15 protein-coding genes are annotated in these 15,308 nt (G+C 43.4%); 8 read left to right on the forward strand and 7 right to left on the reverse strand.

Annotation, left to right across the window (positions count from 1 at the left end):
* Window positions 1–4: 4 nt before the first annotated feature.
* The 4 genes from HRQ85_RS10350 (at window position 5) to cobB (ending at window position 4,068) form a co-directional block, all read left to right on the forward strand.
* Window positions 5–1,078: a formate dehydrogenase subunit gamma gene (locus HRQ85_RS10350; protein WP_012603931.1), complete on the forward strand. Its 1,074-nt coding sequence runs from the start codon at window positions 5–7 to the stop codon at window positions 1,076–1,078.
* Window positions 1,062–1,478, forward strand: a complete 417-nt coding sequence (locus HRQ85_RS10355; protein ID WP_172379553.1) for a hypothetical protein — start codon at window positions 1,062–1,064, stop codon at window positions 1,476–1,478. Before HRQ85_RS10350 ends, HRQ85_RS10355 begins: the two co-directional genes overlap by 17 nt.
* A gap of 376 nt (window positions 1,479–1,854) precedes the next feature.
* Window positions 1,855–3,075: an ammonium transporter gene (locus HRQ85_RS10360; RefSeq protein WP_048610990.1), complete on the forward strand. Its 1,221-nt coding sequence runs from the start codon at window positions 1,855–1,857 to the stop codon at window positions 3,073–3,075.
* A 258-nt stretch (window positions 3,076–3,333) separates the two neighbouring features.
* Window positions 3,334–4,068, forward strand: a complete 735-nt coding sequence (gene cobB, locus HRQ85_RS10365; RefSeq protein WP_048615943.1) for a Sir2 family NAD+-dependent deacetylase — start codon at window positions 3,334–3,336, stop codon at window positions 4,066–4,068.
* Between the two features lie 139 nt (window positions 4,069–4,207).
* On the opposite strand, the gene HRQ85_RS10370 is transcribed toward cobB, so the two are convergent.
* The 6 genes from HRQ85_RS10370 to potA all read right to left on the reverse strand — a co-directional run bounded on the left by HRQ85_RS10370 (window position 4,208) and on the right by potA (window position 10,237).
* The gene (locus tag HRQ85_RS10370; RefSeq protein WP_086774436.1) at window positions 4,208–4,993 is read right to left on the reverse strand and encodes a GGDEF domain-containing protein; all 786 of its coding nucleotides are present in this window, start codon (window positions 4,991–4,993) and stop codon (window positions 4,208–4,210) included.
* Window positions 4,994–5,078: 85 nt separating this feature from the next.
* Window positions 5,079–6,116, reverse strand: a complete 1,038-nt coding sequence (locus HRQ85_RS10375) for an extracellular solute-binding protein (protein ID WP_017059627.1) — start codon at window positions 6,114–6,116, stop codon at window positions 5,079–5,081.
* A gap of 211 nt (window positions 6,117–6,327) precedes the next feature.
* A complete protein-coding gene (locus HRQ85_RS10380) occupies window positions 6,328–7,362 on the reverse strand; it encodes an extracellular solute-binding protein (RefSeq protein ID WP_172379554.1) in 1,035 nt (344 codons plus the stop codon).
* A gap of 148 nt (window positions 7,363–7,510) precedes the next feature.
* The gene (potC, locus tag HRQ85_RS10385; RefSeq protein ID WP_004733706.1) at window positions 7,511–8,281 is read right to left on the reverse strand and encodes a spermidine/putrescine ABC transporter permease PotC; all 771 of its coding nucleotides are present in this window, start codon (window positions 8,279–8,281) and stop codon (window positions 7,511–7,513) included.
* A complete protein-coding gene (gene potB / locus HRQ85_RS10390) occupies window positions 8,281–9,138 on the reverse strand; it encodes a spermidine/putrescine ABC transporter permease PotB (protein ID WP_017059630.1) in 858 nt (285 codons plus the stop codon). Before potB ends, potC begins: the two co-directional genes overlap by 1 nt.
* Complete coding sequence (gene potA, locus HRQ85_RS10395) at window positions 9,122–10,237, reverse strand: spermidine/putrescine ABC transporter ATP-binding protein PotA (protein WP_017059631.1); 1,116 nt, start codon at window positions 10,235–10,237, stop codon at window positions 9,122–9,124. Before potA ends, potB begins: the two co-directional genes overlap by 17 nt.
* A gap of 329 nt (window positions 10,238–10,566) precedes the next feature.
* On the opposite strand from potA, the gene HRQ85_RS10400 reads away from it, so the two are divergent.
* The 4 genes from HRQ85_RS10400 (at window position 10,567) to ttcA (ending at window position 14,205) form a co-directional block, all read left to right on the forward strand.
* A complete protein-coding gene (locus HRQ85_RS10400) occupies window positions 10,567–11,394 on the forward strand; it encodes a hypothetical protein (protein WP_048612081.1) in 828 nt (275 codons plus the stop codon).
* Window positions 11,387–12,235 carry a glucosaminidase domain-containing protein gene (locus HRQ85_RS10405; protein WP_172379555.1) on the forward strand — a complete coding sequence of 283 codons (849 nt, stop codon included), beginning with the start codon at window positions 11,387–11,389 and terminating at the stop codon, window positions 12,233–12,235. The genes HRQ85_RS10400 and HRQ85_RS10405 overlap by 8 nt, the downstream gene beginning before the upstream one ends.
* A 122-nt stretch (window positions 12,236–12,357) precedes the next feature.
* Complete coding sequence (locus HRQ85_RS10410; protein ID WP_172379556.1) at window positions 12,358–13,008, forward strand: DUF2987 domain-containing protein; 651 nt, start codon at window positions 12,358–12,360, stop codon at window positions 13,006–13,008.
* Between the two features lie 303 nt (window positions 13,009–13,311).
* Complete coding sequence (ttcA, locus tag HRQ85_RS10415) at window positions 13,312–14,205, forward strand: tRNA 2-thiocytidine(32) synthetase TtcA (protein ID WP_017059635.1); 894 nt, start codon at window positions 13,312–13,314, stop codon at window positions 14,203–14,205.
* Between the two features lie 139 nt (window positions 14,206–14,344).
* On the opposite strand, the gene uspE is transcribed toward ttcA, so the two are convergent.
* Window positions 14,345–15,295 (reverse strand): universal stress protein UspE, encoded by a 951-nt coding sequence (gene uspE, locus HRQ85_RS10420; RefSeq protein WP_017070547.1) that lies wholly within the window; start codon window positions 15,293–15,295, stop codon window positions 14,345–14,347.
* Window positions 15,296–15,308 lie beyond the last annotated feature (13 nt).

Consider the following 15,308-nt stretch of genomic DNA (forward strand, 5'->3'; position numbering starts at 1 on the left):
ACATATGCTTACAATGTTTAAGCGTCTCTTCCTTGTTGTGCTGCCGATGTTGGCAGCACTAACAATGCTTTCTCCTATGAGTCATGCATCTGAGACGAACTCATCACAAACTCAATCGAGCTCTGCTCAACGAGAAATCACACAACTTGCTGGTGCTGATTTTTGGCGACAAGTAAGAAACGGTGAAGAAGGTTACACCACATCTCAATCTGCTGAGCACGGTGTGTTGATCAGTACTCCGGGTCAAACGTGGTACATATTGAAAGAGAAGTGGATGTCACCAGCCGGTGCTGTCGCTATCTTTGGCAGTATTGCTTTCGTGACTTTGATGTACGTTGTGATTGGCCCGCTAATGCTAAGCGCTCCAAGAACCGGCCGTAAGATCAAACGTTGGTCGCGACTAGACCGTGCATTGCACTGGAGCATGGCGTTTACCTTCTTAACACTGGCGTTCAGTGGTTTGATGTTGGTTTACGGTAAACACTTCTTGAAACCTTATATCCCAACGGATCTGTGGGGTTTCATCGTTCTACTGGCTAAGCAATACCATAACTACATCGGCCCAATTTTCTATGTGCTGTTGATGGCTGTTCTCATCAAGTGGTGGCGTAAGTCTATCTTCAAGATGGTCGATATCCAGTGGTTCATGAAACTAGGTGGTATGGTCGGGAAACATAAAGGTTCTCATCCATCTGCAGAGTTTTCGAACGCGGGTGAGAAAGCGTTGTTCTGGCTATTGATTGTAATGGGTAGTGTGGCTGCGATCAGTGGCTTGGTTTTAGACTTCCCAATTTTCGGTCAAACCCGTCGTGATATGGAGCTTTCAAACCTAGTCCACATGTTGGCTGCTTTGATCCTTATCTGTGGCTTTGTGTTCCACATCTACATCGGCTTGTTCGGTATGGAAGGTGCACTAGAAGGCATGGTAACAGGCGAAGTTGATGAAACTTGGGCAAAAGAGCACCATGACCTTTGGTACAAAGAAGTGATGGAACAAGAGAAAAACGGCGTTGAACAAAGCGCAAACGCTGCAACAGAGAAAACGGAAGGGGTGAATAAGAATGAACAAACCTCATAAAGGTATTTGGGTTGCTTACATCCTAAGCTGCTTTACACCATTTACTTGTCTTCTCTCTGGTGTGGTTGCCATCATCTACGCGGGCTATCGTTTAGATAAAGGCGAAGACGGCGAAGTAGTGGATACACATTACTACGGCTTGATTCGCTCGTTCTTCTTGAAACTGACGTTCTTTGTTGTGCTTATCGTGACGGTAGCGACCTCTAATGGCGTGTTGATTGGTGTGAACGATTACTGGTATCAAAACCATATTATCGATGACATCGCTTACTACATCCCGTATGTAGGCATGTTGTTTGGTGGTGTTGCGATTGTGGTTTGGTTTATTCGTATGTATCAAGGTATGCAGCGTTTAAGTCAAAACCTACCGCAAAACCCGACAACAGGTCCAAACTTGTAGTCGAGTATTGGCTCATTAGATAGCGAATTATCTAGCACAATAATCCTTTTGAAAGCCCAATAATTTCGGTCATTGGGCTTTTTGTTTCTAATCAGCAACGAAACTTAATGAAGCATGGAATTGACCGCTTCAATATGGTGCAACTCCCTTAATTGGTGCAATTCTTGTTTCCATTTTCACGCTTATTAAGAACCAAGAAAGTGCACCGATAAATTTATGCACGATTAATCAGTAAGTTAAAAGCAAAAACTGTTGCACGAAAATTACACCACACACTTGGAACGCATCTTGCGTTCACTGTTGAGTCTTTAATTAATTACAACATTGAATCGCACGATATCAGTGCAAATCAGATAAAGCGAAGGAGAATGCTTTAATGAGTGAAACGGTGACTCAAGTTCATAGTGCAGTACAAACCCTTACCCAAAGTTCAGATACTTTATTCCTATTACTCGGTGCCATCATGGTTTTCTTGATGCACGCTGGCTTTGCATTTCTAGAAGTCGGTACCGTTCGAAAGAAGAACCAAGTAAACGCGCTCGTTAAGATCCTGTCGGATTTTGGTGTCTCCGCCATTGCTTACTTCTTTATCGGTTACTGGGTTGCTTACGGTGCACACTTTTTTGCAGACGCAGAAACACTGTCGCAAGGCAACGGATATGAGCTGGTGAAGTTCTTCTTCCTTATGACATTCGCAGCGGCAATCCCAGCGATCGTTTCAGGCGGTATCGCAGAGCGTGCACGTTTCTACCCAATTTTGATTGCGACACTGTTTACGGTTGGTTTCATCTATCCATTTTTTGAAGGCATCATTTGGAACGGCAACTTTGGATTCCAAGATTGGCTAGAAGGCCAGTTTGGTTATGGGTTCCATGACTTCGCAGGCTCTGTAGTGGTTCACGGCGTAGGTGGTTGGATTGCTTTGGTTGCGGTTTACTTCCTAGGGATGCGTAAAGGTCGAATCCGTGCGGGTAAACACACCAACTTTGCACCATCGAATATCCCATTCTTAGCACTAGGCTCTTGGATCTTATGTGTGGGTTGGTTTGGCTTTAACGTGATGTCAGCTCAAGCGATCAATGGTATCAGCGGCTTGGTGGCGATGAACTCACTCATGGCAATGGTTGGCGGTATTCTTGCGGCTCTAATTGCAGGTAAAAATGACCCGGGCTTCATCCACAATGGTCCTTTGGCTGGTCTCGTCGCTATCTGTGCGGGCTCAGATTTGATGCACCCACTTGGCGCTTTGGTGACGGGCGGCGTGGCAGGCGCGCTATTTGTTTACCTATTTACTTACATGCAAAACAAAACACAGATCGATGATGTACTCGGTGTGTGGCCTCTACACGGCGTATGTGGTGCTTGGGGTGGCATAGCAGCAGGTATCTTCGGTTCACAAACATTCTGGGGGCTAGGGGGCGTGAGCTTTGCTTCTCAAGTGGTCGGCACACTGGCGGGCATTGCTGTGGCTTTGATTGGCGCAATGATTGTTTATGGTGTGTTGAGCAAACTAACAGGCCTACGTTTAAGTGAAGAAGACGAATTCAACGGCGCGGATCTTTCAATCCATAAGATCTCGTCTATCAACGAAGACTAACGTCGTTCACTTTGATGGGTTTAGGCTCATCAAGTAGGCATCAGTTAAACAGAACTAAGCGGCTTCGGTCGCTTTTTTTGTTTCAGTCAAAAGCAAAACGGAGAGTTTGCGTAACAACGGCAGCACCCATCAAGCGAGTTATGTCACAAATAGCCAATGAATTCAGTTGCCTAAGACTATGGTCTAATCCCTAAAACTATTGTTGGAATTTGAACAGTGCTAAGCTGTTACAAAGTGACATATTGAAAAGGACGTTGTATGCATTTCCCATATCGAAATATCGTAATTCTTACTGGCGCTGGCATCTCTGCGGAGTCGGGGATACAAACATTCCGAGCACAAGACGGGCTATGGGAAAACCATAAAATCGAAGATGTCGCGACCCCAGAAGGGTTTGCTAAAGATCCCGACTTGGTTCAAGCATTCTATAATAAACGTCGCCATGGCTTACAAGGTGAGAGCATTCAACCAAATTCCGCCCATAAGGCGCTAGGTGAGCTCGAAGACAAACTTGATGGCAAAGTAACAATCATCACTCAGAACATCGACAACCTGCACGAGAGAGGCGGTAGCAACAACATTATTCACATGCACGGCGAACTTTTGAAAGCACGTTGCAGTGAATCGAATCAAGTTATCGAACATAAAGGTGACATCGAAACCGGTGAACTCTGTCATTGCTGTCAAATTCCAGCGCAGATGCGTCCTCATATTGTGTGGTTTGGCGAGATGCCGTTACGAATGGGTGACATCTATTCAGCACTCGAAGAAGCAGATCTGTTTATCTCTATCGGAACGTCAGGTGTTGTTTACCCAGCGGCAGGCTTTGTTCATGATGCGAAAATGCATGGTGCGCATACAATCGAGATAAACCTCGAACCTAGTGCGGTTGAAAGTGAATTTGAAGAGAAGCGTTACGGCAAGGCGAGTATCGAGGTACCTAAACTGGTTGGCGAGCTGTTATGTTCAGAGAAGGGCTCTCTAACGGCTTAAAACTTCCTAATCCATTATCAATGGCAAATGTACATCGGCTTTAAGGATCTTAGAGTCACATGTATGTTTGCTTTTTTGTTTCTACTTAAGGCTAACGCAAGTGTTGTAAGATAGTAACGGGCGTTAAAGCAAGGTTCAATTAAGTTCGCTGAGCTTTCTTCATCTCGTACATCGCCTTATCGGACTCAATAAGCGCCTGTTTGAAGTTATCTTGATTGGTCACTTCAATTCCGTAAGAGAAACTGATGTTTTCTCCATGCAGTAGGTTAGTAAGTTGAGTAACAAACTCGCCTCCACGACCAAGCTGCGCTGTCGCAACAAACTCATCGCCTCCAACCCTAAAGACCATTTCATCTTCAAGTGCAGCTTGGCTGAGCGCTTGAGAGAAACGAACGATCATCAGATCGCCGACTTGATGCCCTTTGCGGTCATTGATTTTCTTTAATCCATCCAAATCAAAGTAGATTAACTCGAATTCCTTAAGCTGAATCGCGTCGAACTTCTTACGATTGTATAAACCAGTTAGCTCATCTTGCTTTCCCTGATCTTTCAATTTGGTTGTCAGTTCAGTAATACCGTAAGCGATAAGTAGGAAGGCGATCTGCAATAAACCATCTTCAAGAAATGTATCGAGTAATTCGTTTCTATCTGCCCACTCATCAAGATATTTGAGCTCTGTCGTTACATCATAAAAGAGGTTGAAAATAAGCAGTAGAGCGCCGCAGCGAAGGATTTTATGAGGGCGAATGGCATGTCGAGCAACGTAATAGATATACATGGTAATCACGAGCGTGTTTGTTTCGAAAAACAAGTCGTAATTTGAATCGATATGGATAAACGAACTGAGAGCAAGCATCAAGAATGACGCGAGAAGCATCAGTGTCACGACCAATAAAATAGGGTTTGCTGGCATATTAAATCGCACTTCGTATTGTTTAATGCAATCCTATATAAAGTGTAGATAAAAATAAAGCGGCTTACGCCGCTTTAATTAACTTATTAGCAAGAACCTAGTTGTTTACTTTAAGTTTTTGGAAGTACTCGTCATAAATGACACTCGCTTCACCAACTTCGTCTTGCCAAACACCGTTATCCATCACTGATTGTGGTGGGAAAACGTTCTTATCTTCAGCAAATTCTTTAGGAAGAAGAGGGTAAGCGGTTTTAACTGGTGTCGGGTAACCGATCTCTAGAGCAATTTTCGCAGCGTTCTCTGGGCGAAGAAGGAAGTCGATCATCTTATGAGCCGCTTCAGTGTTCTTAGCACCTGCTGGAATTGCTAGGCTGTCCATCCAGAAGATAGCGCCTTTTTCTGGCCAGATAATGTCAATCGTTGCGCCTTCTTGGCGTGCCATGTAAGCAGAGCCATTCCAAAGCATACCAAGCGACACTTCACCTGCTAGGTAAGGGTTCGCTGGGAAATCTGAGTTAAATACCAATACGTTTGGCATTAGCTTACGAAGTTCTTCGTAGGCTTCTTTGATTTCTTCAGGGTTAGTCGTGTTTGGAGAGTAGCCCAGTTTAGATAGAGCGATATGGAAAACCTCACGAGAGTCATCCATCATCATCAGCTGACCTTCCCACTGCGTATCCCACAGATCGCCCCAGTTTTTAACTGAAGACTTGTCTAGCATGTCTGAGTTGATACCAATACCCGTCGCACCCCAGATGTATGGGATTGAGTAGTTATTGTTTGGGTCAAATGGCTTATCTAAGTAATTTGGATCCAAATCTGCAAAGTGGCTTAGCTTGGTTTTATCAAGCTCTTGAAGCATGCCTTCTTTACGCATCTTAGAAACGAAGTAAGTAGAAGGAACCACTAAGTCGTAACCCGTACCTTGAGTTTTTAACTTAGCGTACATACTTTCGTTAGACTCATAAGTTGAGTAGTAGACTTTGATACCAGTCTCTTCTGTGAAGTCTTCTAGTACTTCATTTGGAATATATTCAGACCAGTTGTAAAAATACAGTTCTTGGTCAGCTGCGAAAGAGGGTGTAGAAAGTAAAGTAGCAGCACACAATGCGCCGGTATACAGTGTTTTTTTCATTACTGTTCCGTTCATTTGTTTGATTTGGAGCTGGGTAGTGAACCCAAGGTAAAAGGATTTCGAAAAATCGCGCTATATTATAGCAGCGATATAATAAAATAGGCAGCCTAAGCTGCCTATTCATTGATATTCTTATTTTTAACTTATTAGTTCTCTAAGTCGACTTGTTAAGTAAACCTGTTACTTAGTCGCCATGAGATAATAAGCTAAATTACTGACCTGCTTTAAGTTTCATGAAGTAATCTTCGTACTTCACTGTCTTATCGCCAACCGCAGCTTGCCATTCAACACGATCAAGGTCTTCTTGCGATGGGAATAGCGCAGGGCTGTCTTTGAACTTCTCGTTAGACGCTTTAACGGCTGTTAGGTAGCCTGTGTCACGAGAGATTTGCTCAGCAATTTCAGGGCGAAGTAGGAAGTCGATCATCTTATGAGCTGCTTCTACGTTTACCGCACCAGAGCTAATCGCAAAGTTATCAACCCAACCGATACCGCCTTCTTTAGGGAAAACCAGTTTGATTGGTAGACCTTCGTTTTGCGCAGCAACAGCAGAACCGTTCCACAGCATACCAAGACCCACTTCACCAGACATGTAAGGCGCGCCTGGGTTGTCTGAGTTAAATACTAGAACGTTCGGCATCAGCTTTTGTAGCTCAGCGTACGCTTCGTCGATCTCTTTTTCGTTTGTTGTGTTACCAGAGTAACCTAACTTACGTAGTGCGATGTGGAACACTTCACGAGTGTCGTCCATCATCATCAGTTGACCTTCAAGCTCAGGCTTCCATAGATCAGCCCAGCTTTGGAAATCTTCTGGGTCGTACATGTCAGTGTTAACAGCCAAACCAGTAATAGCAACTACGTGAGGAATAGAGTAGTCGTTGCTTGGATCGTACGGCTTATCTAGATAGTTAGTATCTAGATTCTTGAAGTTGTCCAGCTTAGTTTTGTCGATCTTTTGTAGCATACCTTCGTCACGCATCTTAGATACGAAGTAAGTCGACGGCACAACTAGGTCATAGCCTTTGTTGTGTGTTTTTAGCTTTGCGTACAGGGTTTCGTTCGACTCGTAAGTCGAGTAGATAACCTTGATACCAGTTTCATCAGTGAACTGTTCTAGAATCTCACTGTTGATGTAAGGTCCCCAGTTCATGAATACCAATTCTTTGTTATCTTTTGCAAATGATGGTGCAGATAACATTGAAAGCGCACATGCACTACCAGCTAATAGAGTAGCCCATTTTTTCATTGACGTTAGCTCCAAACTAAACGTTGCCCGAAGGCAGTAGATAGAAAAACAGAATGGCAATTTACCATTCTGTTTATGATTAACACTTTTTAGAACTTGAAGTCTCTTAACTTCTTAATCAAGCCAGTCTCTGTATAGAGTAGGAGACTTACTTGATTTTTTCTCTCGCTAATAACTGAGAAATGATCACCAGTATTAACGACACCACTAACATCACTGTTGCTAGGGCGTTTACCTCAGGAGAGATACCCACTTTAACCATTGAGTAAATCTTCAGTGGTAAGATTTCATACGTTGGGCCGGTTACGAAAGAGCTGATGATCACATCGTCCAAAGACAGAGTGAAGCTCAATAACCAACCCGCAGCAACCGCTGGCTTAGCAAGAGGTAGAATGATCTGCTTTAGAATCGTCCATTCACTTGCACCTAAGTCTTTTGCGGCTTCTAGCATCTTCACATCAAAACCATTCAAGCGACTGTATACCGTTACTACAACAAACGGTAGACAGAAGGTAATGTGAGCAGCAAGTAGGGTAAAGAACCCAAGTTGAACACCCATTACCAAGAATAGCGCAAGAAGCGAAATCGCCATTACGATATCTGGAGACATCATTACGATGAACAGCATGCCATTTACGATGCCTTTACCTTTGAATTGGTAACGGAATAGGGCTACTGCTGTAAGGCTCCCGACAATCGTTGCGGCTGTTGCAGAGAACACCGCTACGTTGATCGAGTGCCACGCAGCCTGCATTAGGCTGTCGTTGTTAATAAGCGCGTCATACCATTTAGTGGTGAAGCCACCCCATTTCATACCAAACTTATTGGCATTAAACGAGTTAGCGATCAATACGATAATAGGTAGGTATAGAAAGGCGTATACCAGCGCCATAAAGCTGAACTTAACTGTGCGCCCCATTAGTCTAGCTCCACTTTCTTGTTCAATAACTTACCTGCTCGGTAGTAGGCATACAGCATCACAGCCATTGCCATGGTCAGTGCGATACTCGTCGCTGCACCAAACGGCCAGTCTCGAGCGTTAAGCACCTGGCTCTTAATCACGTTACCAATCAATAGGTTCTTAGCTCCGCCTAATAGGTCAGAGATGTAGAACATGCCTAACGCTGGCAGTAGAACTAACAAACAGCCGCCAATAATGCCCGGCATTGTTAGTGGCAGTACCACTTTCAATAGCGTTTGCAGTTTGTTCGCACCTAAATCTTTAGCCGCTTCTAAGTACGTATCGTCCAGTTTTTCAATCGCTGAATACAGCGGCAGAATCATAAACGGAAGTAGGATGTACACTAAACCGATCATTACTGCGGTTTCTGAGTACATGATACGTAGCGGTTTATCAATGATATCTAGCGCTAACAAGCTTTTGTTCAAGACACCTTGCGTACCCAGTACAATTTTCAATCCGTATGTACGAATCAAAGAGTTAGTCCAGAATGGCACTATCACTAAGAACAACATGATTGGACGCCACTTCGCCGGCATTTTTGCCACGATGTAAGCGAACGGGTAACCAATGATTAAACAAAGTAGGGTTGCGACAATTGCCATATAGAAAGAGTGCATCAACACTTTAAAATACAGCGGGTCAGCCAAACGCACGTAGTTATCGAGAGTGAAGGTCATCTCAATCAAGTTCGCTTCATCACGAGTTAAGAAGCTAGTACCGATGATCATGATGTTTGGAATCATCACGAACAGCACTAACCAACCTGTGATTAAAGCAACAATTGCGTTTTGTAAATTAAACTTCTTGCTCATCTTCTAATACCACTTCCCAGCTCTCAACCCAAGTTACTGCAACTTTTTGGCCCAGTGAGTGATCAACATCAGGGTCATCTTCGTTGAAGAATTCGCTAACCATGACACGCATACCAGATTCAAGTTCTACGACTGAATCTAATGTCATGCCTTTATAGGTTCGCTCGACAATGTGGCCAACAATACCGCGTTGCTCAGACTCTTTAATTTCTTCGATTCGAAGATCTTCAGGGCGAAGCAATACTTGCAGTTTTTGACCCGGTGTTACGTCTTTATCGTGATAGATAATGGACTCTTCACCTTCGATTGTCGCAACAATGCGTTTTTCATCTTGACGAGATTTCGCTGTCGCTTCGAATACGTTAATTTCACCAATGAAACGCGCTACAAATAAGTTCTTAGGCTCTTCGTAGATCTCTCTTGGTGTTCCGTCTTGTTCAATCACGCCATCACGCATAACAATAATACGGTCAGACATAGACAGCGCTTCTTCTTGGTCATGCGTTACAAAAATGAACGTGATACCAAGTTGGCGTTGTAATTGTTTCAGCTCGATTTGCATCTGTTTACGTAGTTTGTAATCCAGAGCAGATAGAGATTCATCCAACAAAAGAACTTTAGGCTTATTAACGACAGCACGAGCGATTGCGATACGTTGCTGTTGGCCACCAGATAGCTGGTGTGGCTTTCGTTGTGCCATTTGTTCTAGGCGCACCATTTTCAAAGCATCCATTACACGAGGTTCAATCTCGCTATTTGGAACTTTCTGCATGCGTAAGCCAAATGCCACATTGTCGAAAACGGTCATATGCGGGAATAGGGCATAGCTTTGGAATACAGTGTTTACATGCCTTTGTTCAGCAGGAACTTGGGTTACGTTTTGTTCAGCTAATAATATTTGACCACTATCTGCCGTTTCAAAACCCGCAATCATTCTTAGCACGGTTGTTTTACCACAACCTGATGGGCCTAAAATCGTGAGAAACTCACCATGATTTACGTTTAAATCCAGATTGCCGATGACTTCCTTACCATCGAAACTTTTACTGATGCCAGTTAGCTGTACTACTGGCTTTCCTACTGATTTTTTAGCGTTCAACGTCTGTTTTTCTCCACCTTGGTTCTATTTGAGACCTGTTGCTATACACCTTTAAGGCGCGCATCATAATCACCAAAAACGTGAATTCAAAGCATTTTTTACCTTTCGAAGATAAAAAATTTCGCAGGTAAAAGTAAACATCCTTTACCATACTGTTATTTACTGGGTTTACACCCTAACAAGTGTCTAATTATTAACCATTAAGACGCAAAAGCAAGCCTTGTTACAGATTCATATTTTAGTTTGTATCCGACATATGAGTATAATGAAGGTAATTTTTTATCAATAAGTTAGGTGGCTTCGCTTAATCGGCACACCTAGGTATCAATATGAACAACGACATCGAAAAAGATTTTAATTTGGGCGGTAGTATCAACCGTGCACTTTCTGGCGATTATGAGCTCAAAGCAACGGCTGTATTCCAAGAAGCTTGGAAACATACGATAAGTCACTTTCTTTCGTTTTCCCCAGCGATTATTGCTTTGATGTTTGTGCAGCTCGCTATCTTTTATATCGCACTAAAACTACAGCTTGGTGATCCTGCGGTTATCTTGGATGCAGTTATCGACCCAGAGTCGTTTACGCCACAAATCGTTGAATCGATTTTTATTGCGAATTTTAGCTATGAAGTGATCAGTGCACCTATCTATGCCGGTATCTGTTTAATGGCAATGAGCCACGCTGCTGGCTTACAAACCAAAGTACGCCACATCGGTAAAGGTCTGCAGTTTACGGTTCCGGTGATTCTAGTGACTTTGTTTAGCCTAATGCTTCAAGGCATCGCAGGTATGATTCTACCGTTCTTGTCGATCTACTTCTCACTTGCGTTCAGCCATTCAATTCTGCTGATTTGTGATAAGAAAGTGCCGCCAATGCAATCGCTGCTGCTTTCATTAAGAGCAGTAAACAAGAAGATCTTTGTAGTCGCTTCTATTTACCTAATGGTTATGTTGATGTTCATTGTGGCTGCGATGATGTACGGCATTGGCTTAATCTTCGTTCTTCCGTTCTTCTTCCACGTGAAAGGTATCCTTTACCGTGAAATGTTTGGCATCAAGTTGAAACTGATTGCTTCAGACCGTCCTAAGAGCGATGACGATAACAACGACAGCAATAACGACGACAATAACAAAAACCCACAGGTGTTCGATGCATAAAGACACACAAGCAAGCGCAAGCAAATCACTTGCGCTTAAAGTGACGGCACTAGCTCTTGTTGGCTCTATTTCACTGATTGGTCCTTATATTTACCAAGAAGAAGAGCGTCGACGTACGACAGAGCAAAGCGCCAATTCAGCGGACCAGTTTGGTGACTTGACGGTTTCTTCGAGCACACCAAACTTTGCGGCCATCGAAGATGTGAATGAGAAAAAGGACACGTTCTTTTCGTTCCTTCGTCCAAGCATCAATATTGAAAACAAGCGTATCACCAAAGAGCGCGCGTTTTTATCTAAGCTCTCTGAGTCTGGTTTAAGCAATATTGATTCTGAAGACGCGTCTTATGCGAAAAGGTTAGGGAAGTTGTACAGCCTGCCAGTACCTAGTGAAGGTTTGGATCAGGCATGGCTAACAGAGATGCTTAACCGCGTGAATGTGCTGCCAGAAGCGCTTGTACTGACACAAGCTGCGAATGAGTCAGCTTGGGGAACGTCACGTTTCGCTACTAAAGCCAACAACTATTTCGGACACTGGTGTTACACCAAAGGTTGTGGCCTTGTTCCGCTACAACGTAACGAAGGTAGCTCGCATGAAGTCGCCACTTTCTCTTCAAGCCAAGAATCCGTACATCGTTACTTCATGAACCTTAATCGTAATCGTGCTTACGCCGATCTAAGAGCGATTCGTGCAAAACTTGCTGCGCAAGGTGATGACCTTTTAACAACCGCAACGGCGACAGAGCTCACCAATGGCTTGTTAAAATATTCTGAGCGCGGTTCAGACTATGTGACTGATTTACAAGCTATGATCCGTCACAACGAGGTATACTGGACAAAGTAACTCGATTTGATAATCATTTGTTGAGCTTATACGATAAGTTCGACCAAATAACATCACATAAAGAGCAGCTCATTGGCTGCTCTTTCTATTTATAAACGCTCAACTTCGACAAGATTATAATAATGAAAAAGACAGCACTCGCTATATTAGCCTCATTAAGCCTTGGGGTTTCTCTTCCAGCTTCCGCGCAAGAGTACATGTTCACGTATTCTAAGCTTTATACTCAACTGAAAAACAACACCAAAGAAGGGCATGATGATGTCAAAGTTGCGGTCTTCTTTGTTGATCAACAAGCTCAGCAAACCTGTCACATCAGCAAAGCTTGGATGGAAAAAGAAGAGCACTACGAGGAGCTAAAAGTCTCTTCTGCGAATGAACTGCTTCTACCTGTAGATCAAAACCTTCGTTCAGCTAATCCTCTTATCTTTGTACAAACTCAAGAAGAAGAGTGTGCGTACTCTTTGGTTGTAATGACTCAAGAGCCTTTAGCTGGAAAGGTCGAGGTCTCACAACTGAAAAGCCTGTTACCACAGATGCAAGCGATGTTAGAAGACGTCAGCGGCATGTTCTCTGGTTGGTTCACACCAGATATCCAAGGGTTAACGCTGGAATTCGCTAATAAGCTGGAAGGCAACATCGAGCTTTCAAATGGCAAACAACTACCAATCAAAGAAGGACGTGCGAAATTCACGTTAGAAGAACTGAGTGGAAGTGACAGCATCACGTTACCAGAACCAACAGTTCGCGTATTGCCGTACATTCCCGCGCAATAATTTTTAAAGGAATTATTGTTAGCAGAATCAGTCTCCAAACTTTCATGACATATCTTAAAGCAGCCTGATCGAATTAGAGCAGGCTGCTTTTCTTTATCTGTGATACCAACCGAGAGCTTGTGAAGCCGCGTTTCCCTACCGCTTAGGGAGCTTATCGAACAATAAAAGCCGAATCTTTCTAATACTCAGCTTGTTTATCCTGCCGTTACTATTTCAACATGAAATAAAAATCCGTATAATCCACGCCCTAAAACAGTCCCACTAGCAATCTACAGTCGGTAATACGACGGTGTGAGAGTCGCAATGAACCAAAACGATAATAGAAAAGAAACACTTGAATTCAACAAACTTCAGAAACGTCTGAGAAGAAATGTTGGAAATGCCATCATCGACTACAACATGATCGAAGAGAATGACGTAGTAATGGCATGTATTAGTGGCGGTAAAGATTCATTTGCGATGCTAGACATTTTGCTACGTTTACGTGAAGCAGCGCCTATCAAGTTTGATGTTGTGGCAGTAAACCTAGATCAAAAACAACCTGGGTTCCCTGAACACATTCTTCCTGAGTACTTTGAAACGCTGAACATTCCTTACTACATCGTAGATAAAGATACGTATTCAGTGGTTAAAGAGAAAGTGCCTGAAGGCAAAACAACGTGTGGCCTATGTTCTCGTCTTCGTCGTGGTACTTTGTACTCATTCGCAGAGAAGATCGGCGCAACTAAGATCGCACTTGGTCACCACCTAGACGACATCGTTGAGACCATGTTCCTAAACATGTTCCACGGCGCGCGCCTAAAGGCTATGCCACCAAAGCTTCGTTCAGATGATGGTCGTAACGTTGTTATCCGTCCACTGACTTACTGTCGCGAAACGGACCTAATCAAATACGCTGAGCACAAAGAGTTCCCAATCATCCCTTGTAACCTATGTGGTTCACAAGAGAATCTACAGCGTCAGAACATTAAAGCGATGCTAATTGATTGGGATAAGAAAACGCCAGGTCGTGTTGAGAAGATCTTCAAGTCAATCCAGAACGTAAGCCCAAGTCAACTGGCTGACCGCGAGCTGTTTGATTTCGTGAACCTTCCTCTAGACCGTAGTGAAGATCGCAAAGCATACGAATTCGAAGAAGCTGAAATCTCATCTTCAAACATTGATGAGTCAATGTTCATCGACGTAACGAACGTTTAGCCATTTGAGTCGATAAAGATGATATTAGCCATTCTGTATTTGGAATGGCGTTGCTCTAGATAAACAAAAACGCCTCAAGCAATGCTTGAGGCGTTTTTTTATGAGTTGAACTTGTAGTGAAGCTCTGTGCTTAAACGACTTAACCTTTCGAAAGGTTAGGGTCTAATGGGCTCACGTAACCAGACGGTTTAAGAGCCAACACATCACAGTTAATTTTGTCGATAACATGCTCCGCTGTATTACCAATAAACACGGCAGACAAGCCAGTACGACCCGTGGTACCCAGAATAACCATTGCAGCGTTATTTTCAGAAGCCACACGAGGAATAACATCTTCAGGCAAGCCTTGCTCAACCACAGTTTGTTCTTCACACATACCGTGCTTTTGGCGAAGCGCTTTCATTGCCGTCAAGTGGTGACCACGAACTGCGTCAGTATAAGACGTTGGATCAAACTCTGGCAGTTCAATCGTGATATTAGCAGGTGTCACTGGGTAGGCATTCACCAAGAACGGTTCAGCATCCAAACGACCCGTGATCTCTAGTAACCTGTCGACCATAGTGTCGTTAAGCTCTAAGTGAGCTTCTGTTTCCGAACCAACATGAACTGAAGCAAAAATCTTCGCGTGATCTGGCCAGAAATCATTTTTAACCAATAGCACTGGGCTAGGGCATTTTCTCAAAAGATGCCAATCAGTTGGAGTGAATATGACAGATTCCAAGGTATCGTGTTTGCGCGTACCTTTGATTAAGATGTCATGCTCGCCACTGTAAACCTCGGCAATGATCGCTTCATACGGGCGGTTATGCCAAACCACTTGTACATTAAATTCAATAGAATCATCTAGGTAAGGTTCTGCGACTTTATTCATCCAAATTTCGCGTTGGTGAATTACACCTTTGCGCATTGCGTCTCTTTCATCGATAGAGAGCATAGATGTCATTTCATACGAGAAGTCGTATATCGACAAAAAGAAAGTGATGTGGCTTGTTGAGGTGCTTTTCTTGGCAAGTTGGATAGCACGAACTAGAGCAGGTTGCTCATCGTGATTAATGTCTGCGACAACTAAAATTTTGTTATAGATACTCATAACTAAGCCTACT

This window comes from Vibrio sp. Vb339 (genome assembly GCF_902751245.1).
GTDB classification, from domain to species: Bacteria; Pseudomonadota; Gammaproteobacteria; order Enterobacterales; family Vibrionaceae; genus Vibrio; species Vibrio coralliirubri.